Genomic DNA, 22,571 nt, shown 5'->3' with positions numbered 1-22,571 from the left:
TCCCGCCTTGATCAGAAAAACAGGTAGGTGGCGTAACCGGCAATCATCGCCATAGCAAAAATGACTGCTAAAAACGCCGCTAAAAGCTTCAGCGTGAACAAAGAGCGCAACAGAATGAGCTCAGTCAGGCTGGCTCCGGCACTGCCGATGATCAACGCTAGCACCGTCCCGGCACCCACGCCTTTGGCCATCAGAGCCGCTGCCAGAGGTATGACGGCTTCAGCGCGAATATACAACGGCACGCCGATGACAGCGGCAACTGGAATGGCAAAGGGATTATCTGGGCCTGCATACTGCTCCAATAAGTCAGTGGGCATGAAACCATAGATCACGCTGCCAATCGCAATACCGATGAGCAGGTAAGGCAACACATCGATAAAGTCCGACCAAGCTTCCCGCCACACACCACTGTACTTCCCTTCTTTCTTAACCGTGACAGTGGGTTGACTGTCACAGCATTCGCTAGACGTAGAGACTGTTGTCTTCCTATCAGCCCCGCAAGAAGCCGTCTTCGGAGTGGTGTCGCAGCTGTTGGTGCCGCAACTCGATGCGGTCGATGTAGCACTGCACGGGCTTGCTGATGAACTACATCCACTGCTCTCTTGTGTCGCCGTCCGGCGCACATAACGCTCGAAGCCAAGCGTGTGAAGCAGCCATCCGGCACCTACCGCGACCACCAAAGCGGCGAGCACATAGATAGCAGTAAGTGTCCATCCAAACGTGGCAACCAGCAGGCCGACGACGATAGGATTCAGCAACGGAGATGAGAAAAGAAACACCATCATCGGCCCAAAACCGGCCCGTGCCCGAATCAACCCTTTCAACATGGGGATAGTCGAGCAACTACAGAAGGGCGTTATAGCTCCTAAACCAGCAGCAAGAAAATAGCCTCGCTTCCCACTGGAAGTCAGTAACGCTTCCACCTTGGATGGTGGGATGTGACGTTGAAGAACTCCGACCAGCAAGCTAATGCCAATGAATAAAACCGATAGCTCGATAGCGAGAAAGGCGAACATGCCTAGAGCGTCTTGGAGTTGAGATGACATTCAATATTACTCCTATATTTCTAGTATTGTCGAAATGATGTACGCAGCCTACTTGCGTTTATCCGACCTGTCAACTATAATTCTAGAAACATCGAATTATTGGGGCGTGCTATGGATCACGAAAAGGTTGCAGCCAGCTTAGCTGAGCTAGGGAATAGTCACCGACTGTCCGTGTTCCGCTTTCTGGTCAAAGCTGGCCATGATGGGGCTTCGGTCGGAGATATCCAGAAGGGGCTGGGTATTCCTGCTTCGACGCTATCACATCACCTTGCGCGCATGGCCAAGGTAGGGCTGATCCGGCAGGAGAAACATAGCCGCACGATTGTCTGTATACCCGAGTATGGGCACCTAGAGAATTTGATCGGTTTCTTACAAGAGGAATGTTGTGCAGGTGTCCGGATTGCGCATGAACCAGAACCGCTTTGACGCTTGCCCAGCTCTCGCTGTCCTCCCTAGTCAGCATCGCTATGAAGACTCAGGCGAAGGTGGAAACAGAAAATTGGCAGTAGAGTAGGCTGAAGAGGATCAATCAGATAATCCGCTGAGAAAGATTTTCTTCTTTACATCTTTGGCATTTTATCAACCAGAAATTCCGGATACCCCTTTCTTTCCACCCAGATCCTCGGCCAGGAAAAACTCGTCGAGCGTCTGCTGATCGTGCTCCTGGCCGACGGCCATATGCTGGTCGAAGGCGCCCCCGGGCTGGCCAAGACCAAGGCCATCAAGGAACTGGCCGACGGTATCGAGGCGCAGTTCCATCGCATCCAGTTCACCCCCGACCTGCTGCCGGCCGATATCACCGGCACCGAGATCTATCGCCCGGAAACCGGCAGCTTCGTGTTCCAGCAAGGGCCGATCTTCCATAACCTGGTGCTGGCCGACGAGATCAACCGCGCCCCGGCCAAGGTCCAGTCGGCCCTGCTCGAAGCCATGGCCGAGCGCCAGGTCAGCGTGGGCCGCAGCACCTACGAGCTGTCGCCGCTGTTCCTGGTGATGGCCACGCAGAACCCGATCGAGCAGGAAGGCACCTATCCCCTGCCGGAAGCCCAGCTCGACCGTTTCCTGATGCACGTGAAGATCGGCTTCCCCGATGCAGCGGTGGAGCGACGCATCCTGTCGCAGGCCCGCGGCGAAGCGCTGAACGGCGAGACCAAGCCCGAGCGCCGGGTCAGCCAGCAGGCGATCTTCGCCGCGCGCAAGGAGATCCTTGGCCTGTACATGGCCGATGCAGTGGAGGAATACCTGGTGCAACTGGTCATGGCCACGCGCAACGGCGCCAAGTACGACGCCGAGCTGGGCGACTGGATCGCCTACGGCGCCAGCCCGCGCGGGTCCATCGCCCTGGACCGCTGCGCGCGCGCCCATGCCTGGCTGGCCGGGCGCGATTTCGTCAGCCCCGAGGATATCCAGGCGGTGCTGTTCGACGTGCTGCGCCACCGCATCATCCTGTCGTTCGAGGCCGAGGCCGCCGGGATCGACCAGGACCGGGTGATCCAGCGCATCCTCGACGTCGTCGCCGTTGCCTGAGCCCATGCCCAGTCAACTGTTGGCCGCCCCCGGCATCCGCATCGGCCTCAGCGAGCTGATCGAGATGCGCCATCGGGTGCGCGAGGTCCGCCTGTTTTCCGCCCCCGGCCAGCGCAGCCCGCTGGTCGGCCTGCACCATTCGCGGCTGCGCGGGCGTGGCGTGGATTTCGACCAGGTGCGGGTGTACCAGGCCGGCGACGACGTGCGCAATATCGACTGGCGGGTGACCGCGCGCACCCAGGAGCCGCACACCAAGCTGTTCCACGAGGAGCGCGAGCGGCCGATCTTCATCATGGTCGAGCAGAGCCGGCGGCTGTTCTTCGGCTCCGGGCTGATGTTCAAGTCGGTGCTCGCCGCACAGGCCGCAGCCCTGTTCGGCTGGGCTGCCCTGGGCCATAACGACCGTATCGGCGGGCTGGTGTTCGGCGACAACGAGCACCACGAAATCAAGCCCCGGCGCAGCAAGCAGAGCCTGCTGCAACTGCTCAACCGCCTGGCCCGGGTCAACCAGTCGCTGCACACCGAGGCGGTGCCCCAGGGCGACAACCTCGGTACCGCACTGCGTCGCGCCCGCGAGGTGCTGCGCCCGGGCAGCCTGGCGATCATCCTGTGCGACGAGCGCGCCCTGAATCCGGGCGTCGAACAGCAACTCAGCCTGCTGTCGCGGCATTGCGACCTGCTCCTGCTGCCGTTGTCCGACCCTCTCGACCACGCCCTGCCCGCCGCCGGCCTGCTGCGCTTCGCCCAGCGCGGCGCGCAACTGGAACTCGATACCCTCGACAGCAACCTGCGCCAGAGCTATCGCCAGCAGAGCGAGGCGCGTATCGAGCGCTGGGAAATGCTCGCGCAAAAGCTGCGGGTGGTATTGATGCCCTTGAGCACCCAGAGCGAAATGATCGAGCAACTGCGCGAATACCTGGACCCACAACGGGCAGGCAAACCGCGATGAACCCACTGGCGCAACTGCAACCGCTGATCGCCCCGCCCCCTGTCAGCGCCTGGCCGCCAGCGCCGGGCTGGTGGGCCTTGCTGCTGCTCGTGCCGTTGCTCGGCTGGGGCCTGTGGCGCCTGCGTCACTGGCGGCCGCGCAAGGCCAGGGTACCGCGTGCCGAACAGCCGCTGGACCCGATCCGCATCGCCGCCCTGGCCGAACTGGCGCAATTGCCCAAGCCCTACGACGGCGCCCATGCCGGCGCCTGGCTGCAGCAGATCAACGCCCTGCTCAAGCGCCTGTGCCGCAACCACTACCCGGATAGCCACAGCCATACCCTCAACGGTCGCCAATGGCTGGCCTTCCTCGACAACCGCTGCCCGGCTGCCGGGCTGACCCGCTGGATGGTGCTGGTGGAAGGCACCTACAAGCCCGAATGCCGCCTCGACGACAAGGCCATCGCCGGCCTCAACCAGGCGGTCGAAACCTGGATCCGCAAGCATGTTTGAACTGGCCTGGCCGTGGGTCTTCGCCCTGTTGCCGCTGCCCTGGCTGGCGCGCCTGCTGCTGCCGGCGGCCGACAGCGGCGAGCCGGTGCTCAAGGTCAGCTTCCTCGATGAACTGGAAGGCCTGGCCGGCCGCCGCGCGCGCCTGAACCTGCCGACCCTGCGCCAGCAGGCGCCCTTCGTGCTGGTCTGGCTTCTGCTGCTGTGCGCCGCGGCCCGCCCGCAGTGGCTGGGCGAACCCTTGCCGGTGGCCGCCAGCGGCCGCGACCTGCTGGTGGCGGTGGACGTCTCCGGCTCCATGGATTACCCGGACATGAGCTGGGACGGCGAAGAGGTCAGCCGCCTATCGTTGGTCAAGGACCTGCTCGGTGATTTCCTCCAGCAGCGCGAAGGCGACCGCGTCGGCCTGATCCTGTTCGGCAGCCAGGCCTACCTGCAGGCGCCGCTGACCTTCGACCGGCGCACCGTGCGCAATTTCCTCGACGACGCCCAGGTCGGCATTGCCGGCAAGAACACCGCCATCGGCGACGCCATCGGCCTGGCGGTCAAGCGCCTGCGCGCGCGCCCGACCGACAGCCGGGTGCTGATCCTGGTGACCGACGGCGCCAACAACGGCGGGCAGATCCACCCGCTCACCGCTGCGCGCCTGGCCGCCCAGGAAAGCATCCGCATCTACACCATCGGCATCGGCGCCAGTGCCGAGGAAAGCGGCACGGCCGGGCAGATCGGCCTGAACCCGAGCCTGGACCTCGACGAAGCCTCGCTGCGCGAGATCGCCCAGATCACCCATGGCGAGTATTTCCGCGCCCGCGACGGTGCCGAGCTGAAAAGCATCGGCGACACCCTCGACCTGCTCGAACCGGTCGAGCAGCAACCCACCCAGGCGCGTACCGCCGAAGCCCTGTATGCCTGGCCGCTGGCCGGGGCGATGCTGTTGAGCCTGGCCCTGGTGATCCGCGAACGCTGGCCCGACCACCTGCTGCAACGGCTGCTCCAGCGCCTGCTGCGCCGCCCGGACTTCCTCCAGCCGCACCCGGAATGGCGCCAGCGGCTCAAGCGCCTGCGTCTGCGGAGGCGTCGATGAGCGAACTCTGGCCGCACTTCATGCGCCCGTTGTGGCTGCTGGCCCTGCCGCTGCTCGGCTGGCTGCTGTGGAAACTCTGGCACCGGCAGAAGCGCGCCGGGCGCTGGCAGATGATCCTGCCGCCGGCGTTCCATGGCGTGCTGCTCGGTGGTGGCAGCGGCCACGACAGCAAGCTGCCGTGGATCGCCCTCGGCCTGGCCTGGATGCTCGGCGTGCTGGCCTTGCTCGGGCCAAGCTGGGAGCGCCTGGAAGAAACCCGCCAGCGCCCCGCCGACCCGCTGGTGATCCTGCTCGAACTGACCCCGGAAATGCTCGCCGAGGACACCCCGCCCACCCGCCTGGAACAGGCCCGGCGCAAGATCCTCGACCTGCTCGAACACCGCCGCGACAGCCAGACCGCGATCGTCGTCTACGCCGGCAGTGCGCATACCCTGGTGCCGCTGTCGGACGACCTCGGCACCAGCCGCAACCTGCTCGAAGCCCTGGAGCCGGGGATCATGCCGCTGGCCGGGCAGCGCGCCGACCTGGCCATGGGCAAGGCCCTGGCGCTGCTCTCCCAGGCGGGCCTGGGCCAGGGCCGTCTGTTACTGATTGCCTCGTCGCTGACCGACGCGGAACGCCAGGGCATCGTCCAGGCCCTGGGGCGCAACGGGCCGCCGCTGCTGATGCTCGGCATCGGCAGCGCCGAAGGGGCGCCGGTGCGGCAGGCCAGCGGCGAATTCCTCAAGGATGCCGACGGCGCGATCCTGGTGCCGCGGCTGGACAGCGGCAGCCTCAAGCCCTTCGTCAGCCAGCTCGGCGGCCGCTACCGGCATGCCCGCATCGACGACCTCGACCTGCGCGGCCTGGGCCTGTTCGACCAGCCCCGGGCGCTGAGCAGCGATGGCCAGACCGTGCAACTGGATACCTGGGCCGACCAGGGCTACTGGCTGCTCCTGCCGCTGTTGCTGCTGGCCGCCTGTGCCGGGCGACGCGGCTGGTTGTTCTGCCTGCCGCTGCTGCTGTGCCTGCCGCAACCCTCCTATGCCTTCGAATTCAACGAGCTGTGGCGCCGCCCCGACCAACAGGGCCAGCATCTGCTGGAACGGCAGCGCCCGGCGGAAGCGGCCAGGCACTTCCAGGACCCGCAATGGAAAGGCTGGGCCCTGTACCAGGCCGGCGACTACGCCGCGGCCGCACGCCAGTTCGCCCTCGACGACAGCGCCGCCGGCCATTACAACCGCGGCAATGCCCTGGCCCTCGGCGGCGAGCTGGAAGCGGCGGTGGATGCCTACGAGCAGGCACTGGAGCGCCAGCCCGACCTGCAACCGGCGTTGACCAACAAGGCCCTGGTCGAGCAACTGCTGGAACAGCGCGAGCAGGAACAGACCCCGCCCGCCGAAGAGCCGCAAGCACCGCAGGAGCAGCCGAACGCCCAGCCGCTGCCCGGCGAAAGCAGCGACAACCCACAGCAGAGCAGCAGCGAGCAGGAAACCGCACAACCCGGCGAAGAACCCCAGGAGCAGCAGGATCCGGGGCCGTACAGGCGCCGCAGAACCCCGCCGGCGATGACGACGAGTCCACCACCCGGCCGCCCCAGCGCCCTACCGGCAATACGCTTGACGCCGAGCAGCGCCAGGCCCTGGAGCAATGGCTGCGGCAGATTCCGGACAATCCATCGCAACTGCTGCGACGCAAATTCTGGTACGAACAGCAACAACTTCAGGAAACCCATCGATGAGCCGCGTCTGCGCCTTCGTCTTCTGTCTTTTCTTCGCCCTGCAGGCCCAGGCCCAGGAGCTGGCCGCCAGTGTCGACCGCAGCCAGTTGAGCACCGCCGAAACCCTGGAGCTGACCCTGGAAATCCGCGATGTCACCCAGTTCGGCAAGCCGGACCTGACGCCGCTGCAAGCGGATTTCGAGGTGCGCGGCACCCGCCAGCTCAACAGCCTCAATACCCTCGACGGGCAGAACGAAGCCACCACGCGCTGGGTGGTGACCCTGATGCCGCGCCGTGCCGGCACCCTGGAAATCCCCGCGCTGAGCCTGGGCGAACTGCACAGCGCGCCGATCCAGTTGCAGGTGCAGGCGGCCGAAGACACCCCGGCGACCCTCCTCGCCCCGGTCTTCATCGAAGCCAGCCTCGACCAGGCCAGCGTCTACGTGCAGGCCCAGGCCGTGCTGACCCTGCGCATTTACCACTCGGTATCGCTGTACGACGACAGCAGCCTCAGCCCGTTGCAAATGGAAGGGGTGAAGATCGAGCCGCTGGGCGAATCGCGCACCTATGAAAAGCTGATCAACGGCATCCGCCACGGCGTGATCGAGATGCGCTACGCCCTGTACCCACAGCAGAGCGGTGCCGTGACCGTCCCCTCGCTGACCTTCAGCGCCACCAGCGCCGGGGCTGACAGCGACAGCCCGAATGCCGCCGGCAATACCCAGGTGCGGGTGGCCTCGCGGGAGCTGCCGTTGCAGGTCCGGCCGATTCCGCCCAGCTACCCGGCCGGCACGCCCTGGCTGCCGGCACGCAGCCTGACCCTGGAAGAACACTGGAGCCCGGACCCGGCGCAGAGTCCGATCCAGATCGGTGACTCCCTGACCCGCAGCGTTTTGCTCAAGGCCGAGGGGCTGTCCAGTACCCAGCTCACGCCCTTGCCGGTCAGCGAAATCGCCGGCCTGCGCCGTTACCCGGACCAGCCGCAACTGCGCAACCAGATCGACGAGCGCGGCCTGATCGGCAGCCGCGAAGAGCGCGAGGCGCTGGTTCCGACCCACAGCGGCAACCTGGAGCTGCCGGCCCTGGAAGTGACGTGGTGGAACACCCGCGAAGACCATCTGGAACACAGCAGCCTGCCGGCGCGCAGCCTCAAGGTGCAGGACAACCCGGCGCTGACCGAAACCCCGGGCCTGACGGCGGACCAGGGCAGCCGCCTGCTCTGGCCATGGCAACTGAGCACACTGATCCTCGCCCTGACCACCCTGGCCGGCTTCGCCCTGTGGTGGCGGGCGCGCTCGCAGCCGGCAGTGGCCCGGGTGATCCAGGCCGGTCCCAGCCCGCGGACCCTGCTCGACGACCTCAAGCGCGCCTGCCTGGCCAACGACCCCCAGGCCACCCGCCAGGCCCTCGATGCCTGGGCACGCCAGCAACCGCAGACCCTGGCCGACATGGCCGCGCGCTTCGTGCCCTTGTCCGATGCCCTGGACGGGCTGAACAGCGCGCTGTACAGCGAGGCCGGGCAGTATTGGCAAGGCGAGGACCTGTGGAAGGCGATCAGTACCATTCCTGCCGCCGAACAGCCCCAGCCGCCCCAGGGCGAGAACGGCAGCTTGCCGCCGCTTTATCCCAAATAGTTTTCTGTTGTTCTTCAGGGCCTCATCGCTGGCAAGCCAGCTCCCACAGGGTCGGCGCCGGCGGTCCCGGAATGAGGGCCTGCAGATGATTTATTCCAATAGTTTTATGTTGTTCTTGAGGGCCTCATCGCTGGCAAGCCAGCTCCCACAGGGATCGCATGCACCGCGGACCCTGTGGGAGCTGGCTTGCCAGCGATGAGGCCCGCAAGCACACCACATATTTCAGGTACCATTACCGGTTTTCCATCCTGCCCCCGTCACAGGACTATCCATGCGTCTGTTTCACACCTCCGACTGGCATCTGGGGCAAACCCTGCACGGCCAGGAGCGCGATTTCGAACATGCCTGCTTCCTCGACTGGCTGCTCGGCCAGCTGAAGCTGCGCAGCCCCGATGCCCTGCTGATCGCAGGCGACATCTTCGATACCGTGAACCCGCCGGTGAAGGCCCAGGAACAGTTGTACAACTTCATCGTCAAGGCCCACGAGCAACAACCAGCCCTGACCATCGTGATGATCGCCGGCAACCACGATTCCGGTTCGCGCATCGAACTGCCCGGCCCGCTGATGCGCAGCCTGCGCACCCATGCCCTGGGCCGCGTGCAGTGGCTCGACGAAGGCCAGCTCGACAGCGAGCGCCTGCTGGTGCCGCTGACCAACGCCAAGGGCAAGGTCGAGGCCTGGTGCCTGGCCCTGCCCTTCCTGCGCCCGGCCGAAGTCACCGGCCCGCACCTGGGCGAGGATTACTTGCGTGGCATTGGCCAGGTCCACGAGAAACTGATCGCCGCGGCCTTGGAGCGGCGCCAGCCGAAGCAGGCGCTGATCGCTATCAGCCACGCCCATATGGCCGGCGGCTCGGTGTCCGAGGACTCCGAGCGCAGCCTGATCATCGGCAACGCCGAGGCCCTGCCCGCCAGCCTGTTCGGGGCGGACATCGCCTATGTCGCCCTCGGCCACCTGCACAAGCCGCAGAAGGTCAATGGCGAGGAGCGCATACGCTACAGCGGCTCGCCGTTGCCGCTGTCGTTCTCGGAAATCAAATACCCGCACCAGATCCTCGAAGTGGAGCTCAAGGGCAACAAGCTGGTCAGCGTCGAAAGCCGCAGCGTGCCGCGCGCCGTGGCGCTGCAGCGGATCGGGCCGGCGCCGCTGGCGGAGATTCTCGAACAGCTCGCCGAGTTGCCGGTGGTCGATCTGCTCGACGACCCGCACCGCCAGCCCTGGCTGGAAGTTCGGGTGCAACTGGATGAACCGCAACCCGACCTGCGCCAGCAGCTGGAAACCGCCCTGCAAGGCAAGGCCGTGCGCCTGGTGCGGATCAGCGCCGAATACGCCGGGCGCATCGGCGCCGATGGCAAGGAAGAAGAGCGCCTGGTGGAACTGGGCCAGTTGCGCCCCCAGGACCTGTTCGCCCGCGCCTGGGAACAGGCCTACGGCAGCGCCGCCGATGACAGCACCCTGGCCGATTTCGCCCTGCTGTTGCAGGAAGTCCAGCAGCAGGAGGAACAGCCATGAAGATCCTCGCCATCCGCCTGAAGAACCTGGCCTCCCTGGCCGGGCCTTTCGAAATCAATTTCACCGCCGAACCCCTGGCCAGTGCCGGCCTGTTCGCCATCACCGGGCCGACCGGCGCCGGCAAGAGTACCCTGCTCGATGCGCTGTGCCTGGCCCTGTTCGGCTCGGTGCCGCGCCTGGAAAACATCGGCCGCGAAACCAAGGTGCCCGATGCCGACGGCGAAATCCTCACCAACGACCCGCGCACCCTGCTGCGTCGCGGTACCGGCAGTTGCTTCGCCGAGGTGGATTTCGTCGGCATCGACGGCCGCCGCTACCGCGCCCGCTGGGAAGCCAACCGCGCCCGCGACAAGGCCACCGGCAAACTGCAGGGCAGCCGCCAGAGCCTGCATGACCTGGACAGCCAGCAACTGCTGAGCAACCAGAGCAAGCGCGAATACGAACAACTGATCGAGTCGCGCCTGGGCCTCAACTTCGCCCAGTTCACCCGTGCGGTGATGCTGGCGCAGAGCGAGTTCAGCGCCTTCCTCAAGGCCGACGACAAGGAACGCAGCGAGCTGCTGGAAAAGCTCACCAACACGGCGATCTATACCCAGCTCGGCCAGCGTGCCTTCATCAAGGCCCGGGACGCTGCCGAGGTCTACAGGTCGCTGGAGCATGAAGCCAGCGGCGTGCTGCCAATGAGCGAAGAAGAACGCGCGGCGCTCGACCAGCGCCTGGCCGAGGCCCAGCAAGCCCTCAAGGCCGGACAGGGCCAGTTGCGCCAGCTCGAACAGCAACGTGCCTGGCTCAACGAGCTGCTGGCCCTGCAGGACCAGCAGCAAGCCGCCGCCCAGGCCCTTGCCAGCGCCCGCCAGGAGTGGGACGCCCTGGCCGCCGAACGCCTGGACCTGAAGCGCCTGGAACAACTGGCGCCGCAGCGTCACCAGTTCGCCCGTCGCCAGGAGGTACTCAACCAGCTCGCCCCGTTGGCCGCCGCGCTGGATCAGCAACGCCGGCAACAGGCGGAACTGGGCGAGCGCCAACTGCGCCTGGAGCAGGAACTCGGCGGCGCCAAGGAGGCGCTGGCGCAGGCCCTTGCCGTGCAGAGCGAGAGCGCCCCGAACCTGCGCCAGGCCTTCGAGATCCAGCACAACCTGACCCGCCTGGAGCAGGACCTGGCCCGTGAACGCGAGCAGGGCCAACAGGCGCAACACGCCTTCAGTGAAGGCCGCAACCAGCTCGACACCCTGGTCGAGCACCAGCAGCGCCACGAGCAGAGTCTCGCCAGCATCGCCGCCCGGCTTGAGCAGACTGCCGGCCTTGCCGACCTTGGCAGCGCCTGGAATGCCTATCGCGGGCAATTGCAGCAGGTAATGCTCACCGCCAACCGCCTGGGCAAGGGTCGCGACGAGCTGCCGGCCCTGCGCCAGGCCGCCGAGGCCCGGGCACAGGAATGCGCGCAGCTGCGCCAGTCGCTGGATCTGTTGTTCCAGGAAAGTGCCGCCGAGCCGCAAGCCCTCGCCGAACAGATCGCCCTGCTCGGCACCCTGTTGCAGGACAACCGCAAGCTGCAACGCGGCTTCGAAGAACTCGCCCGGCTGTGGAGCCGCCAGCAGGAAATCGAACAGCGCCTGAATGCCCTGCGTGAGCGCCAGACCACGGCCCAGCAGCAGCGCCAGCAACTGATCGCCACCGGCCTGCAGGGCAAGCAGGAACTGGAGCAAGCGCAAAAGGCCCTGACCCTGACCCGCCAGTTGCTGGAACGCCAGCGCCTGGCGCGCAATGCCAGCGTCGAGGAACTGCGCACGCAGTTGCAGGACGACCAGCCCTGCCCGGTCTGCGGCAGCCTGGAGCACCCCTATCACCAGCCGGAAGCCCTGTTGGAAAACCTCGCCCGCCATGACGAAAGCGAGGAAGCCGCCGCGCAGAAGGTGGTCGACGACCTGTCCCGCAAGCTCGAAGACCTGCGCGTCGAAGTGGGCGGCATCAACCTCCAGCTCAAGGACTCCGTGGTTCAGCAGGAAGAGCTGAACAACCAGCTCCAGGCCCTGGACGCGGACCTGCAGGCCCAGGCCCTGTGGCCGCAACTGTCCGAGCACGACAGCACCGCCCGCAGCCCCTGGCTGGACCTGCAACTGCGACGCCTCAACGACGATATCGAGCGCGACCAGCAGCGCCAGCAGACCCTGCTGACCCTGCAACAGGACGCCGCCCGTCTTCAGCAGCAGCTGCAAGACGCCAACGAAGCCCACCGCCAGGCCACCCTGCAACTGAACCAGCAGCAGGACGGCCTGAATGCCGACCAGCAGCGCCTGGATCAGGACCTGGCGCAGTTCGAGACCCTGCTGCCCGCAGACGTCTTCGCGGCCCTGCGGGAAACCCCGTCGGAAACCTTCCTCCGCCTCGACCAGCAACTCAGCGACCGCCTGCAACTGCTTGACCAGCAAAAGGACGAGCAGCAGGAACTGGCCGAACGCCTCAAGCAGCGGGAAAGCCTCGAGGCCAAGCAGCACGAACGCCAGCAGGCGCTGGAGCAGCGCAGCCAGCAACTGTCCGCGCTGGAAACCCAGCAGCAACAGGCACGCCAGGCCCTGACCGCGCTGATCGGCGAGCATGCCGACGCCGATCACTGGCAGCGCGCCTTGGAACAGGCGGTGGAACAGGCCCGCGCCAGCGAGGCGGGCCTGGCCCAGCAGATGCAGGATGCCCGCACCCAGGCCGCCGCCCTGGCCAGCGAACTCAAGGCCCGCGAAGAGCAGCACCAGGCGCTGGACCAGGAACGCCAGCAACTGGACGCCGCCATCGACCAGTGGCGCCAGGCCCATCCCGAACTGGACGAACAGGGCCTCGACGCCCTGCTCGGCATGGACGACGAACAGGTCGCGCTTTTGCGCCAGCGCCTGCAGTCGGACGAGAAAGCCGTCGAGCAATGCAGCGTGCGTCTCCAGGAACGTGACGAGCGCCTGCAACAGCACCAGAAGCAGCAGCTCACCGAACAAAGCGTCGAAGAGCTGGACCAGACCCTGCTTGCCAGCCAGCAGCAACTCGACCAGCAAGAGCACCAGTGCGCCGAGCTACGCGCACAGCAAGCCGAGGACCAACGCCGCCAGCAGGCCAGCCAGAGCCTGGCCGAGCGCATCGCCCGGGCCCGCGAGGAATGGCAGCGCTGGGCGCGACTGAGCGACCTGATCGGTTCGTCCAGCGGCGACACCTTCCGCAAGATCGCCCAGAGCTACAACCTCGACCTGCTGGTGCACCATGCCAACCAGCAACTGCGCCAGCTGGTGAAGCGCTACCGCCTCAAGCGCGGCGGCAGCCAGCTCGGCCTGCTGGTACTGGACACCGAGATGGGCGACGAACTGCGCTCGGTGCATTCGCTGTCCGGTGGCGAAACCTTCCTGGTTTCCTTGGCGTTGGCGCTGGGCCTGGCGTCGATGGCGTCCAGCACCCTGCGTATCGAATCGCTGTTCATCGACGAAGGCTTCGGCAGCCTCGATCCCGAATCCCTGCAACTGGCCATGGACGCCCTCGACGGCCTGCAGGCCCAGGGGCGCAAGGTCGGTGTGATTTCCCACGTGCAGGAGATGCATGAACGGATCGGCGTGCAGATCCAGGTACGCCGCCAGGGCAATGGCCTGAGCCATCTTGAGGTGGCGGGATGATCCTCTATTCGTTCCGCCGCTGCCCCTACGCCATGCGCGCACGCCTGGCGCTGCGCTACGCCGGGGTGCCGGTGCAGATCGAGGAAGTCAGCCTGAAGGCCAAGCCGGCGCAGATGCTGGCGCTGTCGCCCAAGGGCACGGTGCCGGTGCTCAGCGTCGAGGGACGGGTGCTGGAGGAAAGCCTGGATATCATGCGCTGGGCGCTGGCGCAGCATGATCCGCAGGATTGGCGACTCGATGGCGATCCGCGGATCGATGCGCTGATCGCGCGCAATGACAACGCGTTCAAGCTTCACCTGAACCACTACAAATATGCCGAGCGCTACCCGGAGCACTCCCGGGAGCATTATCGGCAGCAGGCGGAAGTGATCCTGGCGGACCTGGAAGGGCTGCTCGGCGAGCAGCCTTACCTGCTCGCCGACCACCCGAGCCTGGCCGATGCCGCCTTGCTGCCGTTTATCCGCCAGTTCGCCGGGGTCGAACCACAATGGTTCGCCGAGGCGCCCTACCCGAGGCTCAGGGCCTGGTTGCAGGGCTGGCTGGAATCGGAGCTGTTCAAGGCGATCATGGCCAGGTGATCCTCAGGGCCTCATCGCTGGCAAGCCAGCTCCCACAGGGTCGGCGGTACCCACAATACCAGGTGATCTTGAGGGCCTCATCGCTGGCAAGCCAGCTCCCACAGGGTCCGGCGGTGCCCACAATACCAGGTGATCTTGAGGGCCTCATCGCTGGCAAGCCAGCTCCCACAGGTATTGTGGGCACAGCCGGACCTTGTGGGAGCTGGCTTGCCAGCGATGAGGCCCTGAAGAGCAACACAAAATTCAGTGCGAAGCCTTGTGATCCAGCGCCGCATAGAAGTTGGCACTCTGGCGCAGGTACTCGCTGGTATAGCTGGGCGTCGCGGCCTTGCGCTGGCTGATCTCGACATGGGCATTGGCAGCCTGCACAACGGACGCGGAAATGGCGGATGCGGCGATTACGGGAAAGAGATTGAAGTTCATCGGTCTGGCCTCGGAGTCGTTGAGTTGAGAAGCCGTCTGGCTTGGTTCAAAACTACGCCCCGGGGCCTTCCGGGAAAAATTCATTGCGGCACTAACGATTATCGAGGCCGTCGATAGTCAGTCGAGGAACTTCACGTCCGACGGCGCCGGCTGGGCAAACCTCTGCACCACGTCGCCCAGCAGCCCGGTTGCCGGATCGCGGCGGATCACCACGATTTCATTGCTCTTCTGGTTGGTGACCAAAACGAAACCCTGCTGCGGATCGAGGGCGAATTCCCGCGGGTGATCCCCTTCCACCGAACGCCGCTGCACCAGGCTCAGCCCACCATCGAGCGGATCGATGGCGAACACCACCAGTTCGTTGGCCGTGCCGCGATTGCTGACGTAGAGAAAGCGCCCGTCCGCCGAAGCATGCAGGGCGCCGCCGGCCCTGACCGCGGGATCAGTATTGTCGGTAAGGGGGTGGGTGCCGCGCAGGGTCAGGTGCCCGTCCTGGTGATCGAATAACGCTACCGCCGCGCCCATCTCCAGGGTCAGCCAGGCATGCCGGCCATCGGCGCTGAACAGCAGGTGCCGCGGGCCGCTGCCGGGCGGCAAGGCTACCGCGCCCAGGGCCTGGAGCGGTTCTGCCTGCTCTGGTTCGTAGCGGTAGGCGAAGACCTTGTCCGCGCCCAGATCACTGGCGAAGACGAAACGCCCGTCCGGCGACGACACCACCGAATGCACATGGGGCGTGGCCTGGCGCTCGGGATCGACCTTGCTGGCGGCATGCCGCAGGTGCTGCAACGGCTGGTCGAGCCTGCCGTCGGCGTGTACCGGCAGCACGCTGAGGCTGCCGCCTTCGGCATTGGAACCGCCATAGTTGGCGACGAACAGGAAACGCCCGTCCCGGCTCAGGCTGCTATGGGTCGGCTCGGCACCGTCGCTGCCGACCTGGTTCAGGGCTGTCAGCACATGCCCGGCATCCAGGCTGAACGCCGACACCTGCCCCGCCGCCGCCTCGTTGACCGCGAACAGTCGGCGCCCGTCGGCAGAGAGGGTCAGCCACGACGGATTGCCTGTTGCCATGACCTGCAGCGGCGCGGCCTCGATGCGGCCATCGCTGAAACGGTAGCGGTAAATGCCCTGGCTGGCGCCGTCGGTGTAACTGCCGACCAGCAATTCATGAGCGTGCGCCGTCATTCCCAGGCCACTAGCGAGCAGCAGGCTCATGACTGTCTTCTTCATCGTCTTCATCATCCTCCGGGGCCCGCAGGGCACCCATGCACACCAGGCGGTGTTCGCCGCTGTCGCTGTCGATCAGCCAGTCGCCGCCCTCGGCGCGAGCCGCCGCGACCTGCGCCGGGGTGAACACCCAGCGCTTGAGCGCACGGCCATCCATGCACTCGGCACGCAGGCCGCTGTCGTCGTGGACGAAGTCGAAACAATGCAGGCCGTCGATCAGCAGCATGTCGCAGGATTGCAGGGCATTGGCAAGGGTGGTCATCGGATGGCAGCCATGGTCTGGGGAAAAGGCGCAAATGATAGCCCAAATGCACCGGGGGCCAGACGTTGTGACGTCTGGCCCCCGGTGAGGTTCCTTCCAGTGATCGGTCAGTGGGCGAAGATCGAGCTGCCCTTCTGCCCGGCAAGTTTCTCCGGCTTGATCAGGAAACGCGCCAGGGCCGGCAGCAGCCACAGGGCACCGAACATGTTCCACAGGAGCATGAAGGTCAGCATCAGGCCCATGTCGGCCTGGAACTTGATGGCCGAGAAGATCCAGGTGCACACGCCGATGGCCAGGCACAGGCCGGTGAACAGCACGGCCTTACCGGTGGAGCGCAAGGTCTGGTAATAGGCTTCCTGCAGCGGCAGGCCGGCACGCAGGAAGCTTTCCAGGCGGCTGTAGATGTAGATCCCGTAGTCCACGCCGATGCCCACGCCCAGCGCCACCACCGGCAAGGTGGCGACCTTGACGCCGATGCCCATGAAGGCCATCAGTGCGTTGCCCAGCACCGAGGTCAGCACCAGCGGCAGGACGATGCACAGGGTCGCGGCGAAGGAACGGAAGGTGATCATGCACATCACGGCCACGCAGATGTACACCAGTACCAGGATGGTCAGCTCGGCCGACTTGATGACGTCGTTGGTAGCCGCCTCGATCCCGGCATTGCCCGCCGCCAGGAGGAATTCCAGGCCCTCGCGGTTGTGCTCGTCGGCAAAGGCCTTGACCGCCTTGACCACGCCATCCAGGGTTTCCGCCTTGTGGTCGTTGAGGAACACCAGCACAGGCGCCAGCGAGCAGTCACCGTTGTACAGGCCGTCGGCACGGGACACCGAGGAGTTCAGCACTTCAGGGTTGCGCGAAAGGCTTTCCCATTTCAGGTTGCCCTCGTTCATGCCCTTGATCATCTGCTTGGACACGGTCACCAGGGAAATCGCCGACTGCACGCCGGGGGTGTTCTCCATGGTCCACATCAGCTCGTCGATCGGCGCCATGGTGCCGTACACCGAGCAGCCTTCGGTCGGGGTCTTGACCATCACCACCAGCACGTCGGAACTGGTCGAGTAGTTGTCGATGATGAAGGCGTTGTCGTTGTTGTAGCGCGAATCCGGACGCAACTCCGGGGCGCCCTGGTCGAGGTCGCCGATCTTCAGGTTCTGGCTGTACCAGAGGCCGCCGCCGAAGGCCAGCAGGGCCAGGACGATGGACACCGGCGCTACCCTGGCGCTGGCGAAAGACGACAGCAGGCGCCAGAACGGGTGCTCGCGGGTCGCGTCCTTCTTGCTGCGCTCGATGGCCTTCTTGCTGATGCCGACATAGGAAATCGCTACCGGCAGCAGGATCAGGTTGGTGAAGACGATCACCGCCACACCGATGGATGCCCCGATGGCCAGCTCGCGGATCACCCCGATATCGATGATCAGCAGGGTGATGAAGCCCACGGCGTCGGCCAGGATGGCGATCATCCCCGGCAGGAATAGCTGGCGGAAGGTCCGTCGCGCGGCAGTCAGGGCGTTATCGGCATCGCTGGATTGCAGGGCGATGCCGTTGATCTTCTGCACCCCGTGGGAAATGCCGATGGCGAAGATCAGGAACGGCACCAGCATCGAGTACGGATCGATACCGAAGCCCACCACATGCATCAGGCCGAGCTGCCAGACCACCGCCACCAGCGTGGTGATCAGCACCGCGATGGTGCTGCGGATGCACCAGGTGAACCAGTACAGCAGGACCCAGGTGATAACGAAGGCGATGCCGAAGAAGCCCACCACCATCATCAGCCCGTCGATCAGGTCGCCGACCTTCTTGGCGAAGCCGACGATATGGATCTTAACGTTGGGGTTCTGCGCCTGGTACTTGTCGCGGATCTTCTCTTCCAACTGGTGGGAGAACTGCTGGTAGTCGAGCTTGATCTGCTTGCCCGGGTCCTGCGGGTCCGGGTAGGACTCCTGCAGCGGCACATCGACGATGCTGGACTTGAAGTTGTTCGCCACCAGGCGGCCGATCTGCCCGGACTTGAGCACGTTGTCACGCAGGGTATCGAGGCTCTGCGGCGAGCCGTCGTAGGTGTTGGGGATCACCTCGCCGCCGGAGAAGCCTTCCTCGGTCACTTCGGTCCAGCGCACCGCCGGGCTCCACAGCGACTTGAGCCCGGAGCGATCGACGCCGGGAATGTAGAAGACCTCGTCATGGATCTGCCGCAGCGTTTCCATGTAGTCCTTGTCGAAGATATCGCCGTTGACCGCTTCGACCGAGATGCGCACGGTGTTGCCGAGGTTTGCCAGGTCATTGCGGTGCTCGAGCATGTTCTGGATGAACGGGTGCTCCAGCGGGATCATCTTTTCGAAACTGGTGGACGGGCGGATCAGCGTGGCCTGCCAGAACAGGAACACGCTTACCAGCAGGCAGATGGCGATCACTGCCGGGCGGTTGTTGAAAATCAGGCGCTCGAGGGTGGTCGGCTTGTCCTGATGGTGCTGATTCATGCTGAACGACTCCCGAACGGTCATGGTTGCGCCCTCTCGGCACCGGTGGCGGTGGCATAGTGCGCGCCACCCTGCCCCACCAGGATCAGATTGCCGTCGGACAGGCCGCTGGCTCCAGCCAGGGCCAGGCGGTCGGGACGGTTGAAGACGCTGAAGGTCTGGCCATCGTCGCTGCTGCGCAGGACGGTGCCGCCATTGCCCACCAATACCAGACTGCCATCATCGAGAAGCGTAGCGCTTGCCAGGCCGAATTGAAGCGGACCGCGGGCAGCCTGCAAGCTGATCGGCTGCCAGGTACTGCCGAAATCGGTGGAACGGTACAGGTTGGCGCGCAGGCCATAGGCCAGCAGGGTATTGGCCTGGGCGGTGCCGATCACGCCGAAGAACGAGCCTTCATAGGGGCTTTCGAGCTTTTCCCAGGTCTGGCCGTCATCGCTGGAACGGTACAGGCTGCCCTGTTCGCCGACGATGACCAGGCCGGCGTCCTTGACCCGGGCGATGCCGTTCAGGTGCAGGCCGTCGGGGTTGTCCAGGCGGTCGCCGACGTCTTGCCAGTTCTGGCCGCCATCGGTGGTTTCGAGCATGGCGCCATAGGCACCGATGGCCAGGCCGTGCTGCGGGTTCTCGAACCATACGTCGAGCAGCGGCGCCTCGCGGGAAAGGTCTTCGTATTGCTTGCTCCAGGTCGCGCCGCCGTCGCTGCTGGCGAGGATCTGCGCGTCATGGCCGACGGCCCAGCCATGCTTGTCATCGACGAAGGTGACGGCGGTGAGCAACTGGCGGGTCGGCACCTTGGCCTGGGTCCAGGTTTTGCCCTGGTCGTCGGAGAAAAGGATATGACCGCGTTCGCCGACCATCACCAGTCGCGCGCCGGCGCGGGTCACGTCCAGCAAAAGGCCTTTGTCGGACTTGGCGGAAAGCGTGGACCAGACTTCCGCCTCCGGCGAGGCTGCGGCCTCGACCCTGTCTGCCTGGAAGCCCATGGCCAGCAGCACGGCCATGCCGGCTGCCAATGCCCATGGTCGAGCTCGCACCGTTGCGTGCTGCTGCGCTAGAAGAGGCTCGGTCATCGATCTGTCCCCGGTTCTTGTTATGTGGGTGAATCCAGATGCAGGTACTGCGAAAAGCGTGTTCCAGAGCCCTGCAATAGCTGATGGCCATCCTAAGGGGGATTGCGAAGGGCTGACAACGAACGAGACGTTATCTTTTGTTATCGCCGGGAGACAGGCGGGAAATTTGATGGTGTGGCTGATGGCCCTATCGCTGGCAAGCCAGCTCCCACAGGATCGCATGCACCGCGGACCCTGTGGGAGCTGGCTTGCCAGCGATAGGGCCCGGTCTGACGACCGGGCTTTTGGATCAGGCGAGGCTCTTGCTCACCACTTCGAACACATCACTGGACAACTGCCCCGAATCGCGGATCCGTTGCAGCTCGCCCTTCATCAGGGCCTGGCGCGCGGCGTCGTACTTGCGCCAGCGGGTCAGCGGCGCCAGTTGCCGCGAGGCAATCTGCGGGTTGAGGGCGTTGAGCTCGATGACGATATCCGCCAGGAAGCGATAACCCGAGCCGTCCGCCGCGTGGAAGTTGACCAGGTTCTGCCCGGCGAAGGCACCGATCAGGGCACGCACCTTGTTCGGGTTCTTCATCGTGAACGCCGGATGCTCCATAAGCTTGCGGACCCGCGCCAGCCCGCCCGGCAGGGTGCTGGCGGCCTGGACACTGAACCATTGGTCCATGACCAGCGGGTTGTCCTTGAAGTGCTCGGCGAAGGCTTCCAGCGCCTTGGCCCGCTCGGCCTCGAATGGCGAGTTGACCAGCACCGCCAGGGCGGTCAGGCGTTCGGTCATGTTGTCGCAGGCGTCGAACTGTTCCAGCGTCGCCGCCAGCACTTCGGGCTTGCCGCTGAGCATCAGGTAGGACAGCACGATGTTCTGCAGGCTGCGCCGGGCGAAGTGCTCGGCCTCGGCCACGTAGGCGGTGTTGCGCGAAATCTCGCGGTTGGCCTGGTAGCGCGCCAGCAGCTTGTCGAACAGTTGCTCCGCCAGTTGCCTGCGGGCGAACTCGCGGGCGGCGTGGATGGCATCGACATCCGCCACTTCGCTGATCTCGGTGAGGTAGGCCTCGCTCGGCAGCGAGAGCATCTCGGCGACCATGGCCTGGTCCAGGCTGTCGTTGCCCAGCACGCTGTCCAGGGCGCTGACCAATCGCTGGTCCAGCACCAGGGTCTGGCCCTTCTGCTGCTGGCCGATCAGTTCCTGCAGCACCTGCACCGAGAGTTGCTGGCCGGCTTCCCAACGGTTGAAGCCATCGGTGTCGTGCTGCATGAGGAACATCAGCTGGTCGCGGTCGTAGGGGAACGACAGCTTGACCGGTGCACTGAAACCGCGCAGCAGCGACGGCAGCGGTTTGGCCGCGATATCGACGAAGATGAAGGTCTGCTCGGCCTCGATCACCGAGAGCACGCGGCTGGTGCCAACGGCAGCGTCTTCGCCTTGCAGGCGCAGCGGCAGGTCGTTGCCCTGGGCGTCGAGCAGGCCCAGTTCGACCGGGATCACGAACGGCAGCTTCTCGACCTTGTCCGGGGTTTGCGGGCAGCTCTGGCGGAAGGTCAGGCTGTAGGTACCGGCAGCGCCATCCCACGACTCGCTGACCGCCAGGCGCGGCGTGCCGGCCTGGCTGTACCAGCGCTTGAACTGGGTCAGGTCGACGCCGTTGGCGTCTTCCATGGCCTTGATGAAGTCGTCGCAGGTTACCGCCTGGCCGTCATGCCGTTCGAAGTACAGGTCGCTGCCCTTGCGGAAGCCCTCGGCGCCGAGCAGGGTACGGACCATGCGCACCACTTCCGAGCCCTTCTCGTAGACGGTCAGGGTGTAGAAGTTGGAGATCTCGATGAAGCTGTCCGGCCGCACCGCGTGGGCCATCGGCCCGGCATCCTCGGCGAACTGGTGGGTACGCAGGTAGGCGACGTCCTCGATGCGCTTGACCGTACGCGAGTTCACGTCGGCGCTGAATTCGGCATCGCGGAACACGGTGAAGCCTTCCTTGAGCGACAACTGGAACCAGTCGCGGCAGGTCACGCGGTTGCCCGACCAGTTGTGGAAGTATTCGTGGGCCACCACCGCCTCGACCCGCTGGTGCGCGGCGTCGGTGGCGGTTTCGGCGCGGGCCAGCACGCAGCTGGAGTTGAAGATGTTCAGGCCCTTGTTTTCCATGGCGCCCATGTTGAAGTCGTTGACCGCGACGATCATGAAGATGTCCAGGTCGTACTCGCGGCCGTAGACCTCTTCGTCCCAGCGCATGGACTTCTTCAGGCTGGTCATGGCGTGCTGGCACTTGTCGATGTTTTCCGGCTCGACATAGATGCGCAGGGTCACGTCGCGACCGGACTGGCGGGTGAACTTGTCTTCCACGCACCACAGGTCGCCGGCCACCAGGGCGAACAGGTAGGCAGGCTTCTTGAACGGATCTTCCCAGGTCGCCCAGTGCCGGCCATCTTCCTGCGGGCCGCTGCCCACCGGGTTGCCGTTGGACAGCAAGACCGGGTAGCGGTGCTGTTCGGCGATCACCGTGGTGGTGAACGCGCTCATCACGTCCGGGCGGTCGAGGTAGTAGGTGATCTTGCGGAAGCCCTCGGCCTCGCACTGGGTGCAGAACATGCCGCCGGACTTGTACAGGCCTTCCAGCGCGGTGTTGCTTTCCGGATGGATGCGCACGCTGGTGTCGAGGGTGAAGCGCTCGCTTTTCGGTTGCAGGGTCAGGTGGCTGTCGTCGAGCTGGTAGTCGCCCGCCGCCAGGACCTGGTCGTCGAGGGCGATGCTCAGCAGTTCGAGCTGCTGGCCGTCCAGCACCAGCGGCGGCAGGCCGGCGCCACGCGCCGGGTTGCGGCGCATGACCAGCTGCGCGTGGACCAGGCTGTGGTCCTCGAACAGCTCGAAGGTCAGGTGGGTTTCGTCGATCAGGTACTCGGGCGCCTGATAGTCCTTGAGGTAGATCACTTGCGGCTGTTCGGTGCGCAT

The 22,571-nt window shown here is 65.2% G+C and carries 16 protein-coding genes and 1 pseudogene; 10 read left to right on the top strand and 7 right to left on the bottom strand.

Going from position 1 to position 22,571, the window contains the following annotated elements; all coding sequences use genetic code 11:
* Positions 1 to 11: 11 nt before the first annotated feature.
* A complete protein-coding gene (locus CSV86_RS04515) occupies positions 12 to 1,016 on the bottom strand; it encodes a permease (RefSeq protein WP_040363373.1) in 1,005 nt (334 codons plus the stop codon).
* 141 nt (positions 1,017 to 1,157) lie between these two features.
* Here CSV86_RS04515 and CSV86_RS04510 point away from each other — a divergent pair, with 141 nt between their 5' ends.
* From CSV86_RS04510 to CSV86_RS04465, 10 genes and pseudogenes are all read left to right on the top strand, one after another.
* Positions 1,158 to 1,472 carry an ArsR/SmtB family transcription factor gene (locus CSV86_RS04510; protein ID WP_000349485.1) on the top strand — a complete coding sequence of 105 codons (315 nt, stop codon included), beginning with the start codon at positions 1,158 to 1,160 and terminating at the stop codon, positions 1,470 to 1,472.
* A gap of 147 nt (positions 1,473 to 1,619) precedes the next feature.
* Positions 1,620 to 2,573 (top strand): AAA family ATPase, encoded by a 954-nt coding sequence (locus CSV86_RS04505; RefSeq protein ID WP_170394689.1) that lies wholly within the window; start codon positions 1,620 to 1,622, stop codon positions 2,571 to 2,573.
* 4 nt (positions 2,574 to 2,577) lie between these two features.
* Complete coding sequence (locus tag CSV86_RS04500) at positions 2,578 to 3,522, top strand: DUF58 domain-containing protein (protein WP_009403151.1); 945 nt, start codon at positions 2,578 to 2,580, stop codon at positions 3,520 to 3,522.
* Positions 3,519 to 4,013, top strand: coding sequence for a DUF4381 domain-containing protein (locus tag CSV86_RS04495; protein ID WP_009403150.1), 495 nt, complete (start codon positions 3,519 to 3,521; stop codon positions 4,011 to 4,013). The genes CSV86_RS04500 and CSV86_RS04495 overlap by 4 nt, the downstream gene beginning before the upstream one ends.
* Positions 4,006 to 5,094, top strand: a complete 1,089-nt coding sequence (locus CSV86_RS04490; protein ID WP_009403149.1) for a vWA domain-containing protein — start codon at positions 4,006 to 4,008, stop codon at positions 5,092 to 5,094. Before CSV86_RS04495 ends, CSV86_RS04490 begins: the two co-directional genes overlap by 8 nt.
* Positions 5,091 to 6,814, top strand: a pseudogene (locus CSV86_RS04485) (vWA domain-containing protein). The gene CSV86_RS04490 and the pseudogene CSV86_RS04485 overlap by 4 nt, the downstream one beginning before the upstream one ends.
* Positions 6,811 to 8,427, top strand: coding sequence for a BatD family protein (locus tag CSV86_RS04480; protein ID WP_009403147.1), 1,617 nt, complete (start codon positions 6,811 to 6,813; stop codon positions 8,425 to 8,427). The pseudogene CSV86_RS04485 and the gene CSV86_RS04480 overlap by 4 nt, the downstream one beginning before the upstream one ends.
* 271 nt (positions 8,428 to 8,698) lie before the next feature.
* Entirely contained in the window at positions 8,699 to 9,940 is a 1,242-nt protein-coding gene (locus tag CSV86_RS04475; protein ID WP_009403146.1) for an exonuclease SbcCD subunit D C-terminal domain-containing protein, read from the top strand.
* Positions 9,937 to 13,584, top strand: coding sequence for an AAA family ATPase (locus CSV86_RS04470; protein ID WP_009403145.1), 3,648 nt, complete (start codon positions 9,937 to 9,939; stop codon positions 13,582 to 13,584). Before CSV86_RS04475 ends, CSV86_RS04470 begins: the two co-directional genes overlap by 4 nt.
* Entirely contained in the window at positions 13,581 to 14,162 is a 582-nt protein-coding gene (locus CSV86_RS04465) for a glutathione S-transferase (RefSeq protein ID WP_009403144.1), read from the top strand. Before CSV86_RS04470 ends, CSV86_RS04465 begins: the two co-directional genes overlap by 4 nt.
* Before the next feature lie 243 nt (positions 14,163 to 14,405).
* Here CSV86_RS04465 and CSV86_RS04460 read toward each other — a convergent pair whose 3' ends face one another.
* From CSV86_RS04460 to pepN, 6 genes are all read right to left on the bottom strand, one after another.
* Positions 14,406 to 14,585, bottom strand: coding sequence for a hypothetical protein (locus CSV86_RS04460; protein ID WP_009403143.1), 180 nt, complete (start codon positions 14,583 to 14,585; stop codon positions 14,406 to 14,408).
* Between the two features lie 117 nt (positions 14,586 to 14,702).
* Positions 14,703 to 15,812, bottom strand: coding sequence for a lactonase family protein (locus CSV86_RS04455; protein ID WP_037061390.1), 1,110 nt, complete (start codon positions 15,810 to 15,812; stop codon positions 14,703 to 14,705).
* On the bottom strand, positions 15,778 to 16,071 hold the full coding sequence (locus CSV86_RS04450; protein ID WP_009403141.1) for a DUF5629 family protein: 294 nt from the start codon (positions 16,069 to 16,071) through the stop codon (positions 15,778 to 15,780). The genes CSV86_RS04455 and CSV86_RS04450 overlap by 35 nt, the downstream gene beginning before the upstream one ends.
* Positions 16,072 to 16,178: 107 nt before the next feature.
* On the bottom strand, positions 16,179 to 18,554 hold the full coding sequence (locus CSV86_RS04445) for an efflux RND transporter permease subunit (protein WP_009403140.1): 2,376 nt from the start codon (positions 18,552 to 18,554) through the stop codon (positions 16,179 to 16,181).
* 20 nt (positions 18,555 to 18,574) lie between these two features.
* A complete protein-coding gene (locus CSV86_RS04440; protein WP_080604786.1) occupies positions 18,575 to 19,624 on the bottom strand; it encodes a WD40/YVTN/BNR-like repeat-containing protein in 1,050 nt (349 codons plus the stop codon).
* 289 nt (positions 19,625 to 19,913) lie between these two features.
* Positions 19,914 to 22,571, bottom strand: a complete 2,658-nt coding sequence (gene pepN, locus CSV86_RS04435; RefSeq protein ID WP_009403138.1) for an aminopeptidase N — start codon at positions 22,569 to 22,571, stop codon at positions 19,914 to 19,916.

This window comes from Pseudomonas bharatica CSV86 (assembly GCF_000319305.2).
Lineage (GTDB): Bacteria > Pseudomonadota > Gammaproteobacteria > Pseudomonadales > Pseudomonadaceae > Aquipseudomonas > Aquipseudomonas bharatica.
Note: the sequence above shows the minus strand (reverse complement) of the source record. Positions and strands in the feature narration are given on the sequence as shown.

Bases quoted from the DNA above. Each gene is read 5' to 3' on its own strand.
- pepN (WP_009403138.1), bottom strand. From the start codon at position 22,571: ATGCGCACCGAACAGCCGCAAGTGATCTACCTCAAGGACTATCAGGCG.
- CSV86_RS04460 (WP_009403143.1), bottom strand. From the start codon at position 14,585: ATGAACTTCAATCTCTTTCCCGTAATCGCCGCATCCGCCATTTCCGCG.
- CSV86_RS04450 (WP_009403141.1), bottom strand. From the start codon at position 16,071: ATGACCACCCTTGCCAATGCCCTGCAATCCTGCGACATGCTGCTGATC.
- CSV86_RS04480 (WP_009403147.1), top strand. From the start codon at position 6,811: ATGAGCCGCGTCTGCGCCTTCGTCTTCTGTCTTTTCTTCGCCCTGCAG.
- CSV86_RS04510 (WP_000349485.1), top strand. From the start codon at position 1,158: ATGGATCACGAAAAGGTTGCAGCCAGCTTAGCTGAGCTAGGGAATAGT.
- CSV86_RS04490 (WP_009403149.1), top strand. From the start codon at position 4,006: ATGTTTGAACTGGCCTGGCCGTGGGTCTTCGCCCTGTTGCCGCTGCCC.
- CSV86_RS04470 (WP_009403145.1), top strand. From the start codon at position 9,937: ATGAAGATCCTCGCCATCCGCCTGAAGAACCTGGCCTCCCTGGCCGGG.
- CSV86_RS04495 (WP_009403150.1), top strand. From the start codon at position 3,519: ATGAACCCACTGGCGCAACTGCAACCGCTGATCGCCCCGCCCCCTGTC.
- CSV86_RS04465 (WP_009403144.1), top strand. From the start codon at position 13,581: ATGATCCTCTATTCGTTCCGCCGCTGCCCCTACGCCATGCGCGCACGC.
- CSV86_RS04455 (WP_037061390.1), bottom strand. From the start codon at position 15,812: ATGAAGAAGACAGTCATGAGCCTGCTGCTCGCTAGTGGCCTGGGAATG.
- CSV86_RS04515 (WP_040363373.1), bottom strand. From the start codon at position 1,016: ATGTTCGCCTTTCTCGCTATCGAGCTATCGGTTTTATTCATTGGCATT.
- CSV86_RS04475 (WP_009403146.1), top strand. From the start codon at position 8,699: ATGCGTCTGTTTCACACCTCCGACTGGCATCTGGGGCAAACCCTGCAC.
- CSV86_RS04445 (WP_009403140.1), bottom strand. From the start codon at position 18,554: ATGAATCAGCACCATCAGGACAAGCCGACCACCCTCGAGCGCCTGATT.
- CSV86_RS04500 (WP_009403151.1), top strand. From the start codon at position 2,578: ATGCCCAGTCAACTGTTGGCCGCCCCCGGCATCCGCATCGGCCTCAGC.
- CSV86_RS04440 (WP_080604786.1), bottom strand. From the start codon at position 19,624: ATGACCGAGCCTCTTCTAGCGCAGCAGCACGCAACGGTGCGAGCTCGA.